Source organism: Nocardia sp. NPDC056952 (genome assembly GCF_042674185.1).
Taxonomy (GTDB): Bacteria; Actinomycetota; Actinomycetes; order Mycobacteriales; family Mycobacteriaceae; genus Nocardia.
On sequence record NZ_JBHURA010000013.1, the window covers coordinates 101,105 to 118,109 of the forward strand.

15 protein-coding genes are annotated in these 17,005 nt (G+C 67.2%); all 15 read left to right on the forward strand.

Features of this window, described 5'->3' with window-relative positions; genetic code table 11:
* The first annotated feature begins 38 nt into the window (after nucleotides 1-38).
* The 15 genes from ACFTS5_RS30905 to ACFTS5_RS30975 all read left to right on the forward strand — a co-directional run bounded on the left by ACFTS5_RS30905 (nucleotide 39) and on the right by ACFTS5_RS30975 (nucleotide 16,963).
* Nucleotides 39-797 (forward strand): MerR family transcriptional regulator, encoded by a 759-nt coding sequence (locus ACFTS5_RS30905; RefSeq protein WP_378637979.1) that lies wholly within the window; start codon nucleotides 39-41, stop codon nucleotides 795-797.
* 111 nt (nucleotides 798-908) lie between these two features.
* Entirely contained in the window at nucleotides 909-1,319 is a 411-nt protein-coding gene (locus ACFTS5_RS30910; protein WP_378637982.1) for a hypothetical protein, read from the forward strand.
* Nucleotides 1,320-1,398: 79 nt separating this feature from the next.
* On the forward strand, nucleotides 1,399-1,944 hold the full coding sequence (locus ACFTS5_RS30915) for a hypothetical protein (protein WP_378637984.1): 546 nt from the start codon (nucleotides 1,399-1,401) through the stop codon (nucleotides 1,942-1,944).
* Nucleotides 1,945-2,024: 80 nt separating this feature from the next.
* Nucleotides 2,025-2,675, forward strand: a complete 651-nt coding sequence (locus ACFTS5_RS30920) for a hypothetical protein (protein ID WP_378637987.1) — start codon at nucleotides 2,025-2,027, stop codon at nucleotides 2,673-2,675.
* Between the two features lie 109 nt (nucleotides 2,676-2,784).
* A complete protein-coding gene (gene glf, locus ACFTS5_RS30925; RefSeq protein ID WP_378637990.1) occupies nucleotides 2,785-4,023 on the forward strand; it encodes a UDP-galactopyranose mutase in 1,239 nt (412 codons plus the stop codon).
* Entirely contained in the window at nucleotides 4,020-5,942 is a 1,923-nt protein-coding gene (locus tag ACFTS5_RS30930; RefSeq protein ID WP_378637993.1) for a glycosyltransferase, read from the forward strand. The genes glf and ACFTS5_RS30930 overlap by 4 nt, the downstream gene beginning before the upstream one ends.
* A gap of 26 nt (nucleotides 5,943-5,968) precedes the next feature.
* Nucleotides 5,969-6,529 carry a phosphatase PAP2 family protein gene (locus ACFTS5_RS30935; RefSeq protein ID WP_378638104.1) on the forward strand — a complete coding sequence of 187 codons (561 nt, stop codon included), beginning with the start codon at nucleotides 5,969-5,971 and terminating at the stop codon, nucleotides 6,527-6,529.
* Nucleotides 6,530-6,555: 26 nt separating this feature from the next.
* Entirely contained in the window at nucleotides 6,556-7,488 is a 933-nt protein-coding gene (locus ACFTS5_RS30940; RefSeq protein ID WP_378637995.1) for a decaprenyl-phosphate phosphoribosyltransferase, read from the forward strand.
* A gap of 4 nt (nucleotides 7,489-7,492) precedes the next feature.
* Nucleotides 7,493-9,388 (forward strand): flagellar motor control protein ZomB, encoded by a 1,896-nt coding sequence (gene zomB, locus ACFTS5_RS30945; RefSeq protein WP_378637997.1) that lies wholly within the window; start codon nucleotides 7,493-7,495, stop codon nucleotides 9,386-9,388.
* Between the two features lie 233 nt (nucleotides 9,389-9,621).
* A complete protein-coding gene (locus ACFTS5_RS30950; RefSeq protein ID WP_378637999.1) occupies nucleotides 9,622-10,692 on the forward strand; it encodes an alpha/beta hydrolase in 1,071 nt (356 codons plus the stop codon).
* 301 nt (nucleotides 10,693-10,993) lie between these two features.
* Entirely contained in the window at nucleotides 10,994-12,055 is a 1,062-nt protein-coding gene (locus tag ACFTS5_RS30955; RefSeq protein WP_378638002.1) for an alpha/beta hydrolase, read from the forward strand.
* A gap of 303 nt (nucleotides 12,056-12,358) precedes the next feature.
* Nucleotides 12,359-13,363 (forward strand): alpha/beta hydrolase, encoded by a 1,005-nt coding sequence (locus tag ACFTS5_RS30960; protein WP_378638005.1) that lies wholly within the window; start codon nucleotides 12,359-12,361, stop codon nucleotides 13,361-13,363.
* Nucleotides 13,364-13,566: 203 nt separating this feature from the next.
* A complete protein-coding gene (locus tag ACFTS5_RS30965) occupies nucleotides 13,567-15,360 on the forward strand; it encodes an alpha/beta hydrolase-fold protein (RefSeq protein ID WP_378638007.1) in 1,794 nt (597 codons plus the stop codon).
* 113 nt (nucleotides 15,361-15,473) lie between these two features.
* A complete protein-coding gene (locus ACFTS5_RS30970; RefSeq protein WP_378638010.1) occupies nucleotides 15,474-15,977 on the forward strand; it encodes a DUF732 domain-containing protein in 504 nt (167 codons plus the stop codon).
* On the forward strand, nucleotides 15,971-16,963 hold the full coding sequence (locus ACFTS5_RS30975) for a cutinase family protein (RefSeq protein ID WP_378638106.1): 993 nt from the start codon (nucleotides 15,971-15,973) through the stop codon (nucleotides 16,961-16,963). Before ACFTS5_RS30970 ends, ACFTS5_RS30975 begins: the two co-directional genes overlap by 7 nt.
* The last annotated feature ends 42 nt before the right edge of the window (nucleotides 16,964-17,005 follow it).

Below are 17,005 nucleotides of genomic sequence, written 5' to 3' on the forward strand. Positions count from 1 at the left end.
CTTGCAGAGTGGAGGTACCGACGAGAAAGGAGCAGGTCATGGTGGGTGAATGGTCCATTCAGGACCTCGCGAAAGCCGCGGGAACCACCAGTCGTACGTTGCGCCACTACGGGCAGCTCGGGCTGTTGGAGCCGAGCCGGATCGGGGCCAACGGCTATCGCTACTACGACCAGACCTCCCTTGTTCGGCTACAGCGAATTCTGCTGCTGCGCGAACTCGGCCTCGGCCTTCCCGTGATCGCCGAGGTCCTCGCCGGGGAACAGGACACCGCCGGTGCGCTGCGCACCCATCTGGAACTGCTTCGACAGCTGCAGGATCGGGTGGCGCGACAGATCGAATCGGTGTCGACCACTCTGCACAAGACGGAAAGAGGTGAACCACTCATGGCCGCCGAGGTTTTCGATGGTTTCGACCACACGCAATACAAGGACGAAGTCACCGAGCGCTGGGGTAAGGAGGCCTACGAGAGCGGCGATCGCTGGTGGCGTTCGCTGACCGAGGCCGAGAAGAAGGGCTTCCAGCAGACCCAGCTCGACATCGCCACCGACTTCGGAAAGGCCTTCACCGCAGGACTTCCCGTGGAAGGTGACGTCGTCCAGGCGATCGTCACCCGGCATCGCGCCTGGCTCGGCGTCGGCACGCAGGGCAAGGCGGTATCGAACGAATACCTGCTCGGCCTCGGCGAAATGTACGTCGCCGACCCCCGCTTCCGGGGCAACTACGACGTGCACGGCGAAGGCGTGGCCGAGTACATCCTCGAAGCCTTCCGCGCTTACGTCGCAGCTCATCCCGCCTGAGCGGTTGACGGGCGCACGATCGGGTAGTGAGGTGACAATCGCCCACACAGTGCTCGATCGGGCGTCGCGCCGTATAACTGACGGCGACGTCGAGAAACAGCGGGGGCAGTGGTGGAACAGGTGCGGCCGGAGCGGCCTTCGCGTGCGGTGACCGCGCTGATCGCGGGCTGGCTCGGGGTGCTGGTCGGCGCGGCGGGAATCTTCGTCGGCACGGCGACCGCCGTACTCCGCGTGCTCGGGCGCGAGATCGACCTCGACTACGTGGGCGCGGGGATCGTCGGCGGGCTGGGGGTGGTGTATCTGCTCGGGGCGGTGCTGCTGTTGCGGCGGCGAATGCTCGGCAGGCGCATGCTGCTCACCATGGCCGCGGTGATGGCGGGGGCGACGTTGCTGGTCGTCGTACTCAACGGGGCCAGTCATGGCTGGCGGTTCGGGCCGCTGGACGCGTGGCTGGCGCTCAACGTGGTGATCCTCGCGCTCAGCCTGAGTGAGCCGACGCGGCGCTGGACCATCACGCGATAGGCCGTGGCGGTGGCGGTCGGCTCGACGCGCGTGGTTCTCGAACTCGGTACGCCGCGGCTGATGGCGCTACGGTCGGGGGATGGTCGTGCTGGAGACGAAGTCGAAGAGCGGTGAGGTGGCGGCGATCGTCGCTGTGTGCCTCGCGGGGATCGCCGCCGCGGCGAATCTGGTGGGTGCGGTGGTTCTCGTGCGGTCGTTCCTGAGCGATCCCGGCGAACTCGACGACTCGCTCACGCTGTTCGCCACGCTCGGCGCGCTGGTGTCGATGTTCGCGTTCGCTTACGGCGGCCTGCTTCTGGCGCGCAGGGACGACACCGGGCGCTGGGTGATCGTGGTCGCCGCCGGCGCGCAGCTCGCCCTCGGGGTGCTCGGCCTGCTCGCCACGCTCGTGAACTACGACTCCGGGTACGGAATCCACTGGTTCGCCGACGAACCCGTCATCCGCTCGATTTCGACCGGCCTCGGCGGGGTACCCGGCGCGGTGACGGCGATTGTGAATCACAGTTGGGCGGCGGCACTTTCGGGCGCGCTGTTCGCTGGGCTCGTGCTGTTGTCCGCGGCGCTGCCGTGGACCGCGGCCTACACACTCGCTCGCCCGGACGATGTTGTCGGACCGAACGTATAGTTTCAGCAGGTCAGCATTGCCTCGGGGGCCGGGAAACGAGATAGCGGCTAGAGGGACAGCTCGCCAGGAGGGGGAACACCATGGGGTATCCGTACGGCCCACAGCAAGGCTATGACCCGTACGCGGGGCAGGGGTATGCGCAGCCTGGCTACGGACCCGACCCGTACGGCGGTCAGCCGGGCTATCCGCAGCCCTACGGCGCACCCGTCCAGAATGGTTATGGCGCACCGGCTTACGGCGCCGCGCCCTATCCGTACGCGCCGGGCTACGGTGAGCCGCGAGCGGGCGGCGGCACGGCGATCACCGCCGCGGTCATCTCACTGCTGCTGTCGCTGCTCGCACTGGCCGGCCTCGGTATCGCCGCGGTGATCCTGTTCGGCGAGAACACCGGGAGCGCCGCCGGGGACGAGGTTCGATCCGCGGCGACCGTCAGCCTGCTGGTCGGGGCCGCGGTGGGCCTGCTGTGGTTGCTCGGCGCGATTCTGCTGTTCCGTCGCAAGACCGCGGGCCGGGTGATCCTCATCCTGCTGTCCACGCTTGCCCTGATCTTCAGCGCGATATCGATCGCGGCGGCGGTCTCGAGCGGGTCGGAAGAGCCTGCGGTCACCCTGATCGGCGGCATCATCACTAGCATCATCCCCCTCCTGATCCTGCTCCTGGCCGCCGCACCGTCCACGGGCCGCTGGATCCGGGCCGGGCGGCCCGGCGCATACCCGCCGCAGGGGTACTGACAGCGTCTGCTGGGTCGGTCGTTTTCCGGAGGGATGGATCGGCCCTGGTCAAGGCGTGGTCGGAGACTCCGCCGGGACAAACTGTGGTCTTCCGATACGCTGGGCACCCGTGACCGCCGCATCGTCCTCGGGTAACTCCGTCAACGCAGATTCCAATGCCCCGGCAAACCAGTACGACCTGATCGTGGTCGGCTCCGGTTTCTTCGGGCTGACCGTCGCCGAGCGTGCAGCGAACGTGCTGGGCAAGCGGGTATTGGTGATCGACCGCCGCTACCACCTGGGTGGCAACGCCTACTCCGAACCCGAACCGGAAACCGGTATCGAGATCCACAAGTACGGCGCCCACCTGTTCCACACGTCGAACAAGAAGGTCTGGGACTACGTCACCCAGTTCACCGAGTTCACCGGGTACCAGCACCGGGTGTTCGGGCTGCACAAGGGTCAGGCGTACCCGCTGCCGATGGGCCTCGGCATGATCTCGCAGTTCTTCGGCCGCTACTTCACCCCGGAAGAGGCCCGCAAGCTCATCGCCGAGCAGGCCGCCGAGGTCGAATCCGCCGACGCGCAGAACCTCGAGGAGAAGGCGATCTCGCTGATCGGGCGCCCGCTCTACGAGGCGTTCATCCGCGACTACACCGCCAAGCAGTGGCAGACCGACCCGAAGGAACTGCCCGCGGGCAACATCACCCGCCTGCCGGTGCGCTACACCTTCGACAACCGCTACTTCAACGACACCTACGAGGGTCTGCCCAAGAACGGCTACACGAAGTGGCTGGAGAACATGGCCGCCTCCGACCTCATCGAGGTCAGGGTGAACACCGACTGGTTCGACGTGCGTGACGAGCTCGTCGCGGCGAACCCGGAAGCGCCCGTCGTCTACACCGGCCCGCTGGACCACTACTTCGACTACGCCGAGGGCGAATTGGGCTGGCGCACCATCGACTTCGAGACCGAAGTCCTCGAGACCGGTGACTACCAGGGCACCAGCGTCATGAACTACAACGACGCCGACGTCCCGTTCACCCGCATCATCGAGCCGCGCCACTTCCACCCCGAGCGCGACTACCCGACCGACAAGACGGTCATCATGCGCGAGTTCTCCCGCTTCGCGCAGACCGGCGACGAGCCGTACTACCCGATCAACACCCCCGAGGACCGCGCCAAGCTGCTGGCCTACCGCGAGCGGGCCAAGCAGGAGACCGCCGAGAAGAAGGTGCTGTTCGGCGGCCGTCTGGGTACCTACCAGTACCTGGACATGCACATGGCGATCGGTTCGGCGCTGAGCATGTTCGAGAACGTGCTGCGTCCGCACCTGGAGTCCGGCGCGCCGCTGGTGGACGAGGCATGACCACAGCGATGCTCGAAGACGTGACCGCCGAAACTCGCGCCATCTCGCTGCTGCAGCGGGTCATCCTGCCGCGGCCGGGTGAGCCCCTCGACGTGCGGACCCTCTACCTGGAGGAGTCCACCACCAACGCCCGTCGCGCGCACGCCACCAGCCGCACCGCGCTGTCGATCGGCGCGGAGTCGGAGGTGTCGTTCTGCACCTACTTCAACGCGCTGCCCGCCAGCTACTGGCGTCGCTGGAGCGTGCTGAAGTCGGTGGTCCTTCGCCTGGAACTGGCCGGGCACGGCCGCGCCGACGTCTACCGGTCCAAGGCTGACGGTTCGCGAATTCACGTGCAGGGCAAGGAGTTCGCCGTCGCGCAGGGCGCGGACTCGGTGGTCGTGGAGTTCGAAACCGATCTCGGCCCGTTCGAAGACGGTGGCTGGATCTGGTTCGACATCACCACCGACACGGCCGTCACGCTGCTGGCCGGCGGCTGGTACGCACCGCAGCAAGCGGCGGGCACCGGGTCGATCGCGGTCGGCATGCCCACCTTCAACCGGCCGACCGACCTGGTCAAGACGCTCGGCGCGCTCGGCTCGGATCCGTTGGTGCTCGACAACATCGCCGCGGTGATCGTCGCGGACCAGGGCAACCGCAAGGTGGTCGACGAGCCCGGTTTCACCGAAGCCGCCGCGACTCTCGGCGACCGGCTCTCGATCTGCGATCAGCCCAACCTCGGTGGTTCCGGCGGATACAGCCGGGTCATGTACGAGGCGCTCAAGACCGACGCCGAGTACATCGTCTACATGGACGACGACATCGAGATCGAACCCGACTCGATTCTGCGTGCGCTCGCGTTCTCCCGGTTCGCGAAGTCGCCGCTGCTGGTCGGTGGGCAGATGCTGAACCTGCAGGAGCGTTCGCACCTGCACAGCATGGGTGAGGTCGTCGACCACGGGATCTTCATGTGGTCCTCGGCGCCCAATGTCGAATACGACCACGACTTCTCGAAGTACCCGCTCAAGGACCGCGACAACTCCAAGCTGCTGCACCGGCGCATCGACGTCGACTTCAACGGCTGGTGGACCTGCGTGATCCCGCGTCAGGTCGCCGAACAGATCGGTCAGCCGCTGCCGCTGTTTCTCAAGTGGGACGACGTCGAGTACGGCCTGCGCGCCCGCGAAGCCGGCTACCCGACCATCACCCTGCCGGGTGCGGCCGTCTGGCACATGGCCTGGTCCGACAAGGACGACGCCATCGACTGGCAGGCCTACTTCCACCTGCGCAACCGCCTCGTGGTCGCGTCCCTGCACCTGCCCGGCGACGGCAAGCCGATGATCGTGAACACGATCAAGGCCACCCTCAAGCACCTGCTGTGCCTGGAGTACTCCACGGTCGCCATCCAGAACGAGGCGATCCGCGACTTCCTGGCCGGTCCAGAGGGTCTGTTCGACCTGCTGCCCACCGCGCTGGGCAAGATCCACGGCATGCGCAAGGAGTTCCCGGACGCCGTGGTCGTGCCCTCGTCCACCGAACTGCCGCTGGCCAACCGCCACGGCGTCGGCGCGGTCGGCGAACCGGGCAACCCCATCGCCAAGGTCGCGCGCCTGGCCAAGGGTGTGGTGCACAACTTCCGCAAGGCCGATCCGGCCGCCTACGAGACGCCGCAGCTCAACGTGCCGACACTGGACGCGCGCTGGTACCTGCTCTCGCAGGTCGACGGCGTCACCGTGACCACCGCTGACGGCCGCGGCGTCGTCTACCGCAAGCGCGACCCGCGCCAGGCCCGCGACCTGCTCAAGGAAGCCATGCGCCTGCGCAAGGAACTCACCGCCCGCTTCCCGGAGATGCAGCAGCGCTACCGGGCCGCGCACGCCGAGCTCACCAGCACGGCGGCGTGGGAGAAGACCTTCGGCCTGAACGGAACCGAGAAGTGACCGACACCGAACTGCCCGAGCTCGAGATGGCCGAGGAAGGCTGCTGCGGCGGCTGCGATTGCAGCGGCGACTACGTGGAGGTCCCGGTCGAGGTCGCGATCCTCAACGCCGTGCAGGGCACCATCGGCAGCAGCCCGGCCGTCGTCTCCGCCGCGCGCGGCATGTCGCACTTCGGCGAGCACGCGCTCGGCTGGGTCGGCATCGCCGCCGCGGGCTGGCTGGTCGACAAGCCGCGCCGCCGCCAGTGGGCCGGTGTCGCGGTCGGCGCGGTCGGCGCGCACGCCGCGTCCATCGTGATCAAGCGGATCGTTCGCCGTCCGCGCCCCAACGATCCGTCGGTGCAGGTCAACGTGTCGACGCCGAGCAAGCTGAGCTTCCCGTCCTCGCACGCCACGTCCACCACGGCCGCGGCGGTGTTGCTCGGGCGGCTGACCGGGCTACCCTTGCCAGCGGTGATCGTCCCACCGATGCTGCTGTCCCGAGTTGTGCTCGGGGTGCATTACCCTTCCGACGTGATCGCCGGTTCCGCTTTGGGGGCCGCGTCGGCTGCTGCCGTGCTAGCCGCCGAAAAGAGACTCCGACAGTGACCGCAACTGAAAGAACTTTGGCCCAGATGAGCGAAGAACCGTCCGCCGCCGTCCTTGACGAGGGTGCTGTGAAGGGCCCGCCGAAGACGCTGCTCGGTGGTGTCATCAAGGCCATGCGCCCACGTCAGTGGGTCAAGAACGTCCTGGTGCTCGCCGCACCGCTCGCCGTCGGGCCGGAAGCGGTCGGCGACGCGGGCGTGCTCGTGCATGTCGCGATCGCGTTCATCGTGTTCTGCATGGCGGCCTCGGGCATCTACCTGGTCAACGACTCGCTCGACGTCGACGCCGACCGGGCGCACCCGACCAAGCGGTTCCGGCCGATCGCGGCGGGCGTCGTTCCTGTCAACCTGGCTTACGCGCTGTCGGCGGTGCTGCTGGTCGGTTCGATCGCCGGTTCGTTCCTGGCATCGTGGCACCTGGCCGTGGTGATGGCGATCTACATCGGCATCCAGCTGGCCTACTGCCTCGGGCTCAAGCACCAGGCCGTGCTCGATATCTGCATCGTGTCCTCGGGCTTCCTGCTGCGCGCCGTCGCCGGTGGCGCGGCGGCCGGAATCGCGCTGTCGCAGTGGTTCCTGCTGATCATGGCGTTCGGCTCGCTGTTCATGGCCGCGGGTAAGCGGTACGCCGAACTGGCGATCGCGCTCGACACCGGCGCCAAGATCCGCAAGTCGCTCGAGTACTACACCCCGACCTACCTGCGCTTCATCTGGACGCTCGCGGCCACCGCGGTCGTGGTCTTCTACGGCCTCTGGGCTTTCCAGCAGGACTCGGCTCGAGACACCCAGTGGTACTCGATCTCGATGATCCCGTTTACCATCGCAATCCTGCGTTACGCGGTCGACGTCGATGGTGGCGAGGCCGGTGAACCCGAAGAGATCGCGTTGGGGGACCGCATCCTGCAGTTCCTCGCTATTGCCTGGATCGGAGCGGTAGGTGTCGCTGTCTATCTCACCTGACGAGATGTTGGTAGCGGAGCAGGATTCAACCGAAGACGAGCAGCTACGCGACGACGAGTCGCCGCGTCCTGACGCGCGCTTTCCGGTTCTGTCCCGCGCCATCTTCGTCGGTGGGGTGGTCGCCACCGCCGCGCTGTTCACGGTGGGTGCGTGGCAGCGGCGCTGGATCGCCGATGACGGCCTGATCGTGCTGCGCACGGTCCGCAACCTGCTCGCGGGCAACGGCCCGGTCTTCAATGCCGACGAGCGGGTCGAGGCGAACACCAGCACCGCGTGGACCTACCTGGTCTGGTTCTTCTCCTGGCTCACCCAGGCCCGCCTCGAGTACGTGGTGCTCGGGGTGGCGCTGGTGGTCTCGGTGCTCGCGGTGGTGTTCGCGATGCTCGGCACCGCGCGGCTGTGGGGCGGAACCAGCGGTCAGCTGCTGATTCCGGCCGGTGTGCTGGTCTACATCGCGCTGCCGCCCGCGCGTGACTACGCGACCTCCGGGCTGGAGAGCGGCCTGGTGATCTGCTGGGTCGGGCTGCTGTGGTGGTTGATGATCCGCTGGAGTCAGGCCGCCGTCGTCCGCGTGCCGAGCCTGCTGGGCCTGGTGTTCCTGGCCGGGCTCGCGCCGCTGGTTCGTCCCGAGGCCACGCTGATCGGCGTGCTCGCGCTCGGGATGATCTTCCTGGCGCCGATGCCCGCGTTCCGGTTCGGGCCGATCGCGCTGCGGGCGCTGATCGTGTTCGTCGCCGGGATCGTGCCGGTGGGGTACCAGATCTGGCGGATGGGTTACTACGGCCTGCCCTACCCGAACACGGCGGTCGCCAAGGACGCGGGCGGGGCCAAGTGGGGGCAGGGCGCCATCTACCTGTGGGACCTGGTCGGACCGTACTACCTGTGGATTCCGCTGCTCGTGCTGCTGATCGCCGGTGTGGTGGCCGGGGTCGCGCGTGGCTTCGCGCTGCCGCAGTTCTCGGTGGCGGGCCTGCGTGCGTGGTTGCGTTCGCCGAGCGCGGTCGTGGTGATGGTGCTCGGCAGCGGTCTGCTGCTCACCGTGTACGCGGTGCGCGTCGGCGGAGACTTCATGCACGGCCGGATGCTGCTCACCCAGCTGTTCCTGCTGCTGTTGCCGGTGGCCGTGGTCCCGATTCCGGTGCGATCGCGGCGCAGCGACTGGTCTGTCGCACTGCTGTTGATCGCGCTGCTGGGCACCGCGGGCTGGTCGCTGTACGCGTCGAACACGACGGCGATCACGACCGGCACCAAGATCCGCTCGTCGGGCATCGTCGACGAGCGCATCTACTACGTCCTCAACACCGGCCACGACCACCCGATCCTGGCCGAGGACTACCTCGACTACCCGCGCATGCGGGCCATGGTCAACGACATCGCCGCCAACCCCAAGGGCGGCCTGCTGCTGAACTCGCCCGCGTTCACGTTCTGGTACCTCGACCCGCCGCCGGAGCCGATCCCCGAGGAGGGTTCCGGGCACACGGTCTACTTCCTGAACCTGGGCATGACGAGCATGAACGTGCCGCTGGACGTCCGCGTGATCGACCCGATGGGCCTGGCCTACCCGCTGGCCGCGCACTCGGACCGGCTCGCCGACGGCCGCATCGGCCACGACAAGAGCCTGCTGCCGGACTGGGTCGTGGCGGACTCGGGCATGGTCGACATCCACCCGTGGATGCCCTGGTACATGGACGAGAAATGGGTCACCCAGGCGCGCACGGCGATGTCGTGCCCGCAGACCCAGGCGCTGATGATCTCTGTGCGCGAACCGCTCACCTTGGACCGGTTCAAGCACAACTTCCGCAATGCCCTCGCCTTCTCGAAGTACCGGATCGACCGGGTCCCCAAGTACGAAATCCAGCGTTGTGGGCTGGTTGATCCTTTCCCGGAGCCCCCACGCTGAATCGGCCCGGCCGGTCGGTATCGACACCCGTCGACCTATGACACACACCGGCTGGCCAGGCCTTATTTAGTGGTGTTCGCCGCTAAATCACTTTTCGGTAACGCCAAGCTATGTATGTAGCGATATGGTCACTGGAGGAACGGCCCGTCGGCGCACTGGTGTGCCGGTAACTAGTCGGCGGTCATTGCAACCGCGGTTCCGCGCGAACCGCATGAGGAAAGGCCCATAACAGAATGCGTGGCGGACGTCTCAGAGCCCGGGGAGCCGGCTGGCTCAAACGATCGGTGCTTCTCTCCCTGGCTGTAGTGCTGCCGATCGGTGCGGCTGTGGCCGGTCCCACCGGCACCGCGACGGCGGCCTTCGATCCCACAGGTTTCGACTTCTGGGTCGACTCGGAGATGGGCCCGATCAAGTCGCGGATCTTCCGCGCGGCCGATGGCAACACCAATCGGGTCGTGTACGCGCTCGACGGTATGCGCGCAGGCGACGACCTCAGCGGCTGGGAGAAAGACACCAATGTCGCCCGCGCGTTGATGGACGCCAACATCAACGTCGTGATGCCGGTCGGCGGCCAGTCCAGCTTCTACGCCGACTGGAACGCGCCGAGCAGCTTCTTCGGCCTCGACGCCGGTTCGGGTGGTAGCTCCACCGGTTCGGCGGCCACCGGTTCGGCGATGACCGGTTCGTCGGTCGCGCCCACCCAGGTGGCAGGCAAGAAGAACACCTACAAGTGGGAAACCTTCCTCACGAGCCACCTGCGCAACGCGCTGTCGGCGCGCTTGGGCTTCAACCCCAACAACAACGGCGTGTTCGGTCTGTCGATGGGTGGCTCCGCCGCGCTGACGCTGGCCGCCTACCACCCCGACCAGTTCAGCTTCGCGGGCTCGTTCTCCGGGTACCTGAACATCTCGGCGCCCGGTATGCGTGAAGCCATGCGCGTGGCGATGGTCTCGGCGGGCGCGTTCAACATCGACGCGATGGCGCCGCCGTGGGGCCAGCAGTGGTTCCACATGGACCCGTTCGTCTTCGCCCCGCGCCTGGTCGGCAACGGCACCCGCATCTGGGTCTCCGCGGCCAGCGGTATCCCCGGCGCCGGTGACGTGTCCAACCCGATGGAGATCGTCCAGGGCGTCCCGCTGGAGCTGCTCGCGATGGTGAACAGCCGCGCGTTCCAGGTCCGGATGGCCACCCTCGGTGGCGGCAACGCCCACTTCGACTTCCCGATCACCGGCGTGCACAACTGGCGCAACTGGGAGACCGAAGTCAACCGCATGATCCCGGACCTGTCCGCGAACATCGGCTAGTCACTCCAGCTCGACCCGAAAACCGCCCGGTGCCTCGTCAGCGCCGGGCGGTTTTCTTCGTTTTCGTCACGATCCGAGCCACAGGCGGTGACGAATCATGTGCGACAGATCACCGGGAGTTGTGCTCTGGGTCACTTTCCAGCAACATGTAGACCATTCGTCGCCGATTTATACACAGTGAGCATGCGTCGAGGTTGAATCGTCCGTTTTGCCCTGGATTGGTTTCTCTCGACGTCCGATGAGGGATCCGACTGCGTAGCTCGGGATTTGCGCGTTCGGTCTGCGAGAAAGGTCTAGTCGAATGCGAACACTGCGCCGCAAGCGTAGGCCCGTGAAGACCGCCGCCCCTGGTTCGTGGGCTCGGCGCTGGGCCGCGGGCGTATCCATGGCTCTGCTCGTTCCGATCGCGACGGCCGTCACCGGAGGGATCGCTCCCGCCTCGGCCGGCTTCAACGGCAATGCCTTCGATTTCTGGGTCGATTCCGGGATGGGTCCGATCAAGTCGCGCGTGCTGCGCGCCGCCGACGGCAATACCAACCGGGTCGTCTACGTTCTCGACGGCATGCGCGCACCGGAGACTCTCAACGGCTGGGAGATCGAAACCGATATCCCCAACGCGCTCGCCGCCGCGAATATCAATGTGGTGATGCCCGTCGGCGGCATGTCGAGCTTCTACGCCGACTGGAACGCGCCGAGCGATTTCTTCGGTATCGCGGGCAACGGCGCGCCGTCGTCGGGTTCCGGCGCGGGCAACGCGCTGGCCGGTGGGCCGGGCAAGAGCTACCGCTACCAGTGGGAATCGTTCCTCACCGGCGAACTGCGCAACGCTCTCGCCGACCGCCTCGGCTTCAACCGCTTCCGCAACGGCGTGTTCGGCCTGTCGATGGGCGGCTCGGCCGCGCTGACGCTGGCCGCCTACCACCCGGACCAGTTCTCCTTCGCCGGTGCGTATTCGGGGTACCTGAACATCTCGGCGCCCGGCATGCGCGAGGCCATCCGGCTCGCGATGCTCGACGCGGGCGGCTACAACGTGGACTCCATGGCACCGCCGTGGGGCCCACAGTGGCTGCGGATGGACCCGTTCGTGTTCGCCCCCAACCTGGTAGGCAACAACACCCGGCTGTGGATAGCGGCGGGCTCAGGCTTGCCGACCAGTACCGACGGCCCGAACATGGGCACCGTCAACGGGATGGCGCTGGAAGCCTTGGCGCTGGCCAACACCAAGGCTTTCGAAGTCAGGATGGCGACTCTGGGCGCCCGTAACGTCACCTACTCTTTCCCGGCCTTCGGCATCCACGCCTGGAACAACTGGAATGACGAAGCACTGCGGATGATCCCGGATTTGTCGAACAACATCGGCTAGCCGATCTGATCTTCACAAACGCCCGGCGCATAACTGCGCCGGGCGTTTAATTTCTCCCGTCGGCCCCTCGCCACCCAGGTCTACCTGGGTTGACCAACCCTGCCCGACACGCCGCCCATACGGGCATTTCACAGCTGAGTTCTGTTGGCCTTGCGGTTAATTGGCGGGTCGAATATCCTCCAGCGAGCGTAAGTGTGACCAGATCGTTGTTTCATCCGTCTGATCGACCGGGCTGTCGGGGCCGCGTCGAGGACGGCAGACGAGACTGGCATGCCATAACAGCAGAAAGAGAGCGGAATTCACATGCGTTTCGGCAAGGCCGTCGCGCCGGCATCTCGTGGTTGGCGTAATCGAATTCTAGCTGTCGGCGCTGCAGCCCTTGTGCTGCCGATCGCCGCGGGAGCGGCCCCGACCGCGCTTGCCGCACCGTCGGTGTCGGCACCCGTGTTGCGCGCACCGGCCGGTGGCTACGAAGAACTCATGGTGCCCTCGAAGATGGGCCCGGTGAAGGTCCAGGTGCAGTGGGCGCGCAACGGCGGCAACGCCGCGCTCTACCTGCTCGACGGCCTTCGCGCCCGGGACGACCGCAACGCCTGGTCGTTCGAGACCAACGCGATGCAGCAGTTCAGCAACGACAACGTCACCCTGGTGATGCCGGTCGGTGGCCAGTCCAGCTGGTATGCCGACTGGACCGCCGCCAGCAACACCAACGGCCAGAAGACCACCTACAAGTGGGAGACCTTCCTGACCGAAGAGCTCCCGGCCTTCCTCGAGGGCTACGGCGTGTCCCGCTCGAACAACGCGGTGCTCGGCCTGTCGATGTCGGGTCCGGCCGCGCTGCGCCTCGCCGCGCTGAACCGCGATCAGTTCAAGCACGCGTCCTCGCTCTCGGGCCCGCTGAACTGGGGCGCTCCCGGCATGCGTGAGGCCATCCGCGTGATGATGCTCGACGCGGGCCGTTTCAACGTCGACGCCATGGCCGCGCCGTGGAGCTCGGCGTGGCTGCGGATGGACCCGATGGTGTTCGCGCCCGAGCTGCGCGGCCTGCCGATGTTCATCTCCTCGGCCAACGGCCTGCCCGCCCAGCACGACAAGCCCGCCGGCCTCGGCGGTGCCTACAACACCGCCAACGCGATGGGCATCGAGGCCATCTCGTTCGTGAGCACGCTCGCGTTCCAGCGTCGCCTCAACACCCTCGGCATCAACGCCGTCTACGACGTCGGTGCCGCCGGTACCCACTCGTGGAAGTACTGGGAAGACGAGCTGTGGAAGGCGCGTCCGCACATCCTGAATGCACTGGGCGCCTAGTAGTTTCCGCTCAGCAACAACTCGAAGACCGGCTCACCCCCAGGGTGGGCCGGTCTTTTTGCTGTGCACACGGCTCGCGTGTCCTCCCCAGTTATCGCTCATTATTGCGGTACAACCGACGGTGATGCTGTGTCCCAATTCCGGGATGAGGAGGGTCGCGTGTGATGAAACATCGTGTCTCGGTTCATAGTGTTTCAGCGCCGATGCGGCGGATCCTCGGCATCGCGGCCATGGCGGCGGCGCTGCTCGCGCCGACGGTCACCGTGCCGGCGCAGGCGCAACCCGCGGTGTCGGCGGTGCAGCGGGTGGACTGGCTCTCGGATCGGCGGGTGGCGCTGTGGGTCTACTCGGCCGCCATGAAGACCCCGATCCAGGTGCAGATGCTGTTGGCGCGGGACTGGAATGTGCGCCCCGACGCGAAGTTCCCGATGATGCTCATGCTCGACGGTCTGCGCGCGCAGGACGACGAGAACGGCTGGACCAAAGACGCCGACGCCGAGGGTTTCTACGCCGACAAGAACGTCAACGTGGTGCTGCCGGTGGGTGGTCAGTCGAGCTGGTACTCCGACTGGCTCGCGCCCGACAACGGCTTCACCTACAAGTGGGAGACCTTCCTGACCAAGGAACTCCCGCCGATCCTGGAACGCGATTGGCGAACCACGGATGTGCGTGGCGTACAAGGACTTTCGATGGGCGGCACGGCGGCGATGAACCTCGCCGGCCGCAATCCGGGGCTGATGAAATACGTGGCCTCGTACTCGGGCCTGCTCACCACGACGACACTCGGGATGCCGCAGGCGATCACCTTCGCCAACAAGGACGCGGGCGGTTTCGACGCGGGCGCGATGTGGGGCCCGCCCGGCAGTCCCGAATGGGAGGCGCACGACCCGTACCTGCTGGCCGACAAGCTCAAAGGTGTGAGCATGTACGTCTCCAGCGGCAGCGGCCTGGCCGGCTCGCACGATCAGCTCGGCGAAGTGCCGTTGATGAGCGAGAACTGGGCGGGCACCGGCCTGGAGATCCTCTCGCGCCTGTCGACCCAGAATTTCGTCGCCAAGCTGGAGAAGCTGGCGATCCCGGTGCAGGCGAACTACCGGCCCGCGGGCACACATACCTGGCCGTACTGGGATTTCGAGATGCGTCAGTCGTGGTCGCAGGCCGCCGCGGCGCTCGGGACCGATCCCGGCGGCGCCACCTGCACGCTGGGTGGGGCGATCGCCGGGGTCGCGCAGGCGGCCAACTGGCTGGGTAACTGCCTCACCGCCGAATACCCGGCGGGCACCGGAATGGTGCAGGACTTCCCGAACGGCAGGGTGTTCCATTCCGCGGCGGCGGGCACGCACGCGGTGGCCGGGCGCATCGGCGGTACCTACGCCGGTGTCGGCGGACCGTCCTCGCCGCTCGGCATGCCCACCGGCGGCGAACACGGCCTGCCCGACGGGCGTGGGCGCATGCAGACGTTCGAAGGCGGCTCGATCTACTGGACCCCGCAGACCGGCGCGCAGGTGATGCGAGGCGCGTTCCTCGAGGAGTGGGGCAAGCAGGGTTTCGAGGGTGGTCCCGCCGGCTACCCGGTGGCCGCCGAGGCGCGCACACCCAGCCGTGACGGCTCGGTACAGGCCTTCGAACACGGTCCGATGTTCTACAGCCCGGCCACCGGCGCACACCGGGTGCAGGGCTTCGTCCTGGACAAGTACAGCCAGCTCGGCTTCGAGAACAGCCCGCTCGGCTTCCCGGTCGCCGAGGAGGCGCCGCTGAAGGATCTCGGCCGCTTCAGCCGGTTCGAGGGCGGCAACATCTATTGGAGCCCGCTCTCGGGCGCCTGGTCGGTGCGCAACGGCGCGCTCGCCGACGCCTGGGGCGCGCAGGGGTTCGAGAACGGCAGGCTCGGGTATCCGGTGAGCGACGAGTTCGTGGTTCCCGGCGGAATCCAGCAGAACTTTCAGACCGGGTTCATCGTGGTGCGAGACGGCAAATCCGAAGTCCACGGGGTGTGAGCTCGGGCTGAGAACTCTCTGAGCTTCGCCGCGCAGTGCCCGGCAGTGCCGATCCTCCGGCTAGCCTGGTCTGCGACCGCTTCCCTGACGAACGATCGAGGAAAGACATCTTCATGCATCGGATCCCTGGCACGGTAGCCGGATCGGTCGCGGCCCTGGCTGCCGTCGCCCTGTTGTCCGCCTGTGGCGGCAACGACTCGACCGCGTCGCAGACGCCCACCCTGTCCACCAGCGCGGCCGCGAAGTCGACGACGACGCCGCCCGTGGTCATCGAACCGCCGGCCGAGGCCCCGTCGAGCACCGCGCCGGAGACCAGTGCGTCCGCCGAGGAGCCGACACCCCTCCCGCAGACCAGCGCCGCCGCGCCCGCGACCGGCAAGGACAAGGCGTTCCTGGACGAGCTGGCCAAGAACGGGATCACCCCGGGCGACCAGACGACCGCGCTCACCACGGCGACCTACATCTGCTCCACCAAGGGCACCGGTGCCAGTGACGCCGATGTGGCCACCTTCGTCGCCGCGATGGCGGGCACCGACCCGTCCTTCGACGCGTCGAAGATGGACGTCAACAAGGCAGCACAGATCTACATCGCTGCCGCGAACTCCACCTACTGCTAGTGACGCCCCGACCGACGCGACGCTCCCGCAGGTTCTGGCCTGCGGGGTGCTTCACCGTGCTGGCGCTGCTCGTGCTGGCGATCATCGTCATCGTGCTGCTCTGGTACCTGCTCGCGGGCCGGTTGAAGGAGCCGGGGCCGACGCCGCCCGGCCCGCCGCCGCCGACGTCGCAGTCGGCCGACTGCCCCGATGTGATGCTGCTCTCGATCCCGGGCACCTGGGAGTCGTCGAGCGCCGACGATCCGTACAACCCGCAGGCGAACCCGATCTCGTTGATGCTCAGCGTGTCCGGGCCACTGCGCGCGCAGTTCCCGGACAACCGGCTCGAGGTGTACACGGTTCCGTACGTGGCGCAGTTCTCGAACCCGATCGCGTTCCCGCCCGACGGTCAGGCTTCCTACAACAACAGCCGCACCGAAGGCACCGCGCGCGCTACCGACGTGCTGGCTCAGCGCCACAAGGAATGCCCGTTGACGAACTTCGTCATCGCGGGCTTCTCCCAGGGCGCGGTGATCGCCGGTGACGTGGCCGCCCAGATCGGTGCGGGCAACGGCCCGATCCCGGAGGCCAACGTGCTCGGCGTGACGGTGATCGCCGACGGCCGCCGCACCGCGACCGGCCCGGGCCAGCCCACCGAGATCGGTGATCCGCCGCCCACCGGCGAGGGCGCCGAGGTGGCGCTCAAGGGCGTCAACGTGCCGGGCATCAGCATGACCGGCCCCCGGCCCGGCGGTTTCGGCACGCTGGCGGCGAAGGTGAACTCCATCTGCGCGCCCGGCGACATGATCTGCGACGCGCCGCGCCAAGCGCTCAATCCGGCCAACGCGCTGGGCAGTCTCGCGGCGCTGATCCGCTCGGCGGGCAACCCGGTGCACGCGCTGTACGCCTCGAACACGGTGGACGGCAACGGCACAACGGCCACTCAATGGACGGTGAATTGGGCTGCGGGGCTCATCGAGAACGCGCCGCATCCGCCCCATTCCTGACGGAGTTGTCACAGTCACAGTGGGGGCGTGATTGCCATGGAT

Bases quoted from the DNA above. Each gene is read 5' to 3' on its own strand.
- ACFTS5_RS30905 (WP_378637979.1), top strand. From the start codon at position 39: ATGGTGGGTGAATGGTCCATTCAGGACCTCGCGAAAGCCGCGGGAACC.
- ACFTS5_RS30915 (WP_378637984.1), top strand. From the start codon at position 1,399: ATGGTCGTGCTGGAGACGAAGTCGAAGAGCGGTGAGGTGGCGGCGATC.
- ACFTS5_RS30920 (WP_378637987.1), top strand. From the start codon at position 2,025: ATGGGGTATCCGTACGGCCCACAGCAAGGCTATGACCCGTACGCGGGG.
- ACFTS5_RS30930 (WP_378637993.1), top strand. From the start codon at position 4,020: ATGACCACAGCGATGCTCGAAGACGTGACCGCCGAAACTCGCGCCATC.
- ACFTS5_RS30935 (WP_378638104.1), top strand. From the start codon at position 5,969: ATGGCCGAGGAAGGCTGCTGCGGCGGCTGCGATTGCAGCGGCGACTAC.
- ACFTS5_RS30940 (WP_378637995.1), top strand. From the start codon at position 6,556: ATGAGCGAAGAACCGTCCGCCGCCGTCCTTGACGAGGGTGCTGTGAAG.
- zomB (WP_378637997.1), top strand. From the start codon at position 7,493: ATGTTGGTAGCGGAGCAGGATTCAACCGAAGACGAGCAGCTACGCGAC.
- ACFTS5_RS30950 (WP_378637999.1), top strand. From the start codon at position 9,622: ATGCGTGGCGGACGTCTCAGAGCCCGGGGAGCCGGCTGGCTCAAACGA.
- ACFTS5_RS30955 (WP_378638002.1), top strand. From the start codon at position 10,994: ATGCGAACACTGCGCCGCAAGCGTAGGCCCGTGAAGACCGCCGCCCCT.
- ACFTS5_RS30960 (WP_378638005.1), top strand. From the start codon at position 12,359: ATGCGTTTCGGCAAGGCCGTCGCGCCGGCATCTCGTGGTTGGCGTAAT.
- ACFTS5_RS30965 (WP_378638007.1), top strand. From the start codon at position 13,567: ATGCGGCGGATCCTCGGCATCGCGGCCATGGCGGCGGCGCTGCTCGCG.
- ACFTS5_RS30970 (WP_378638010.1), top strand. From the start codon at position 15,474: ATGCATCGGATCCCTGGCACGGTAGCCGGATCGGTCGCGGCCCTGGCT.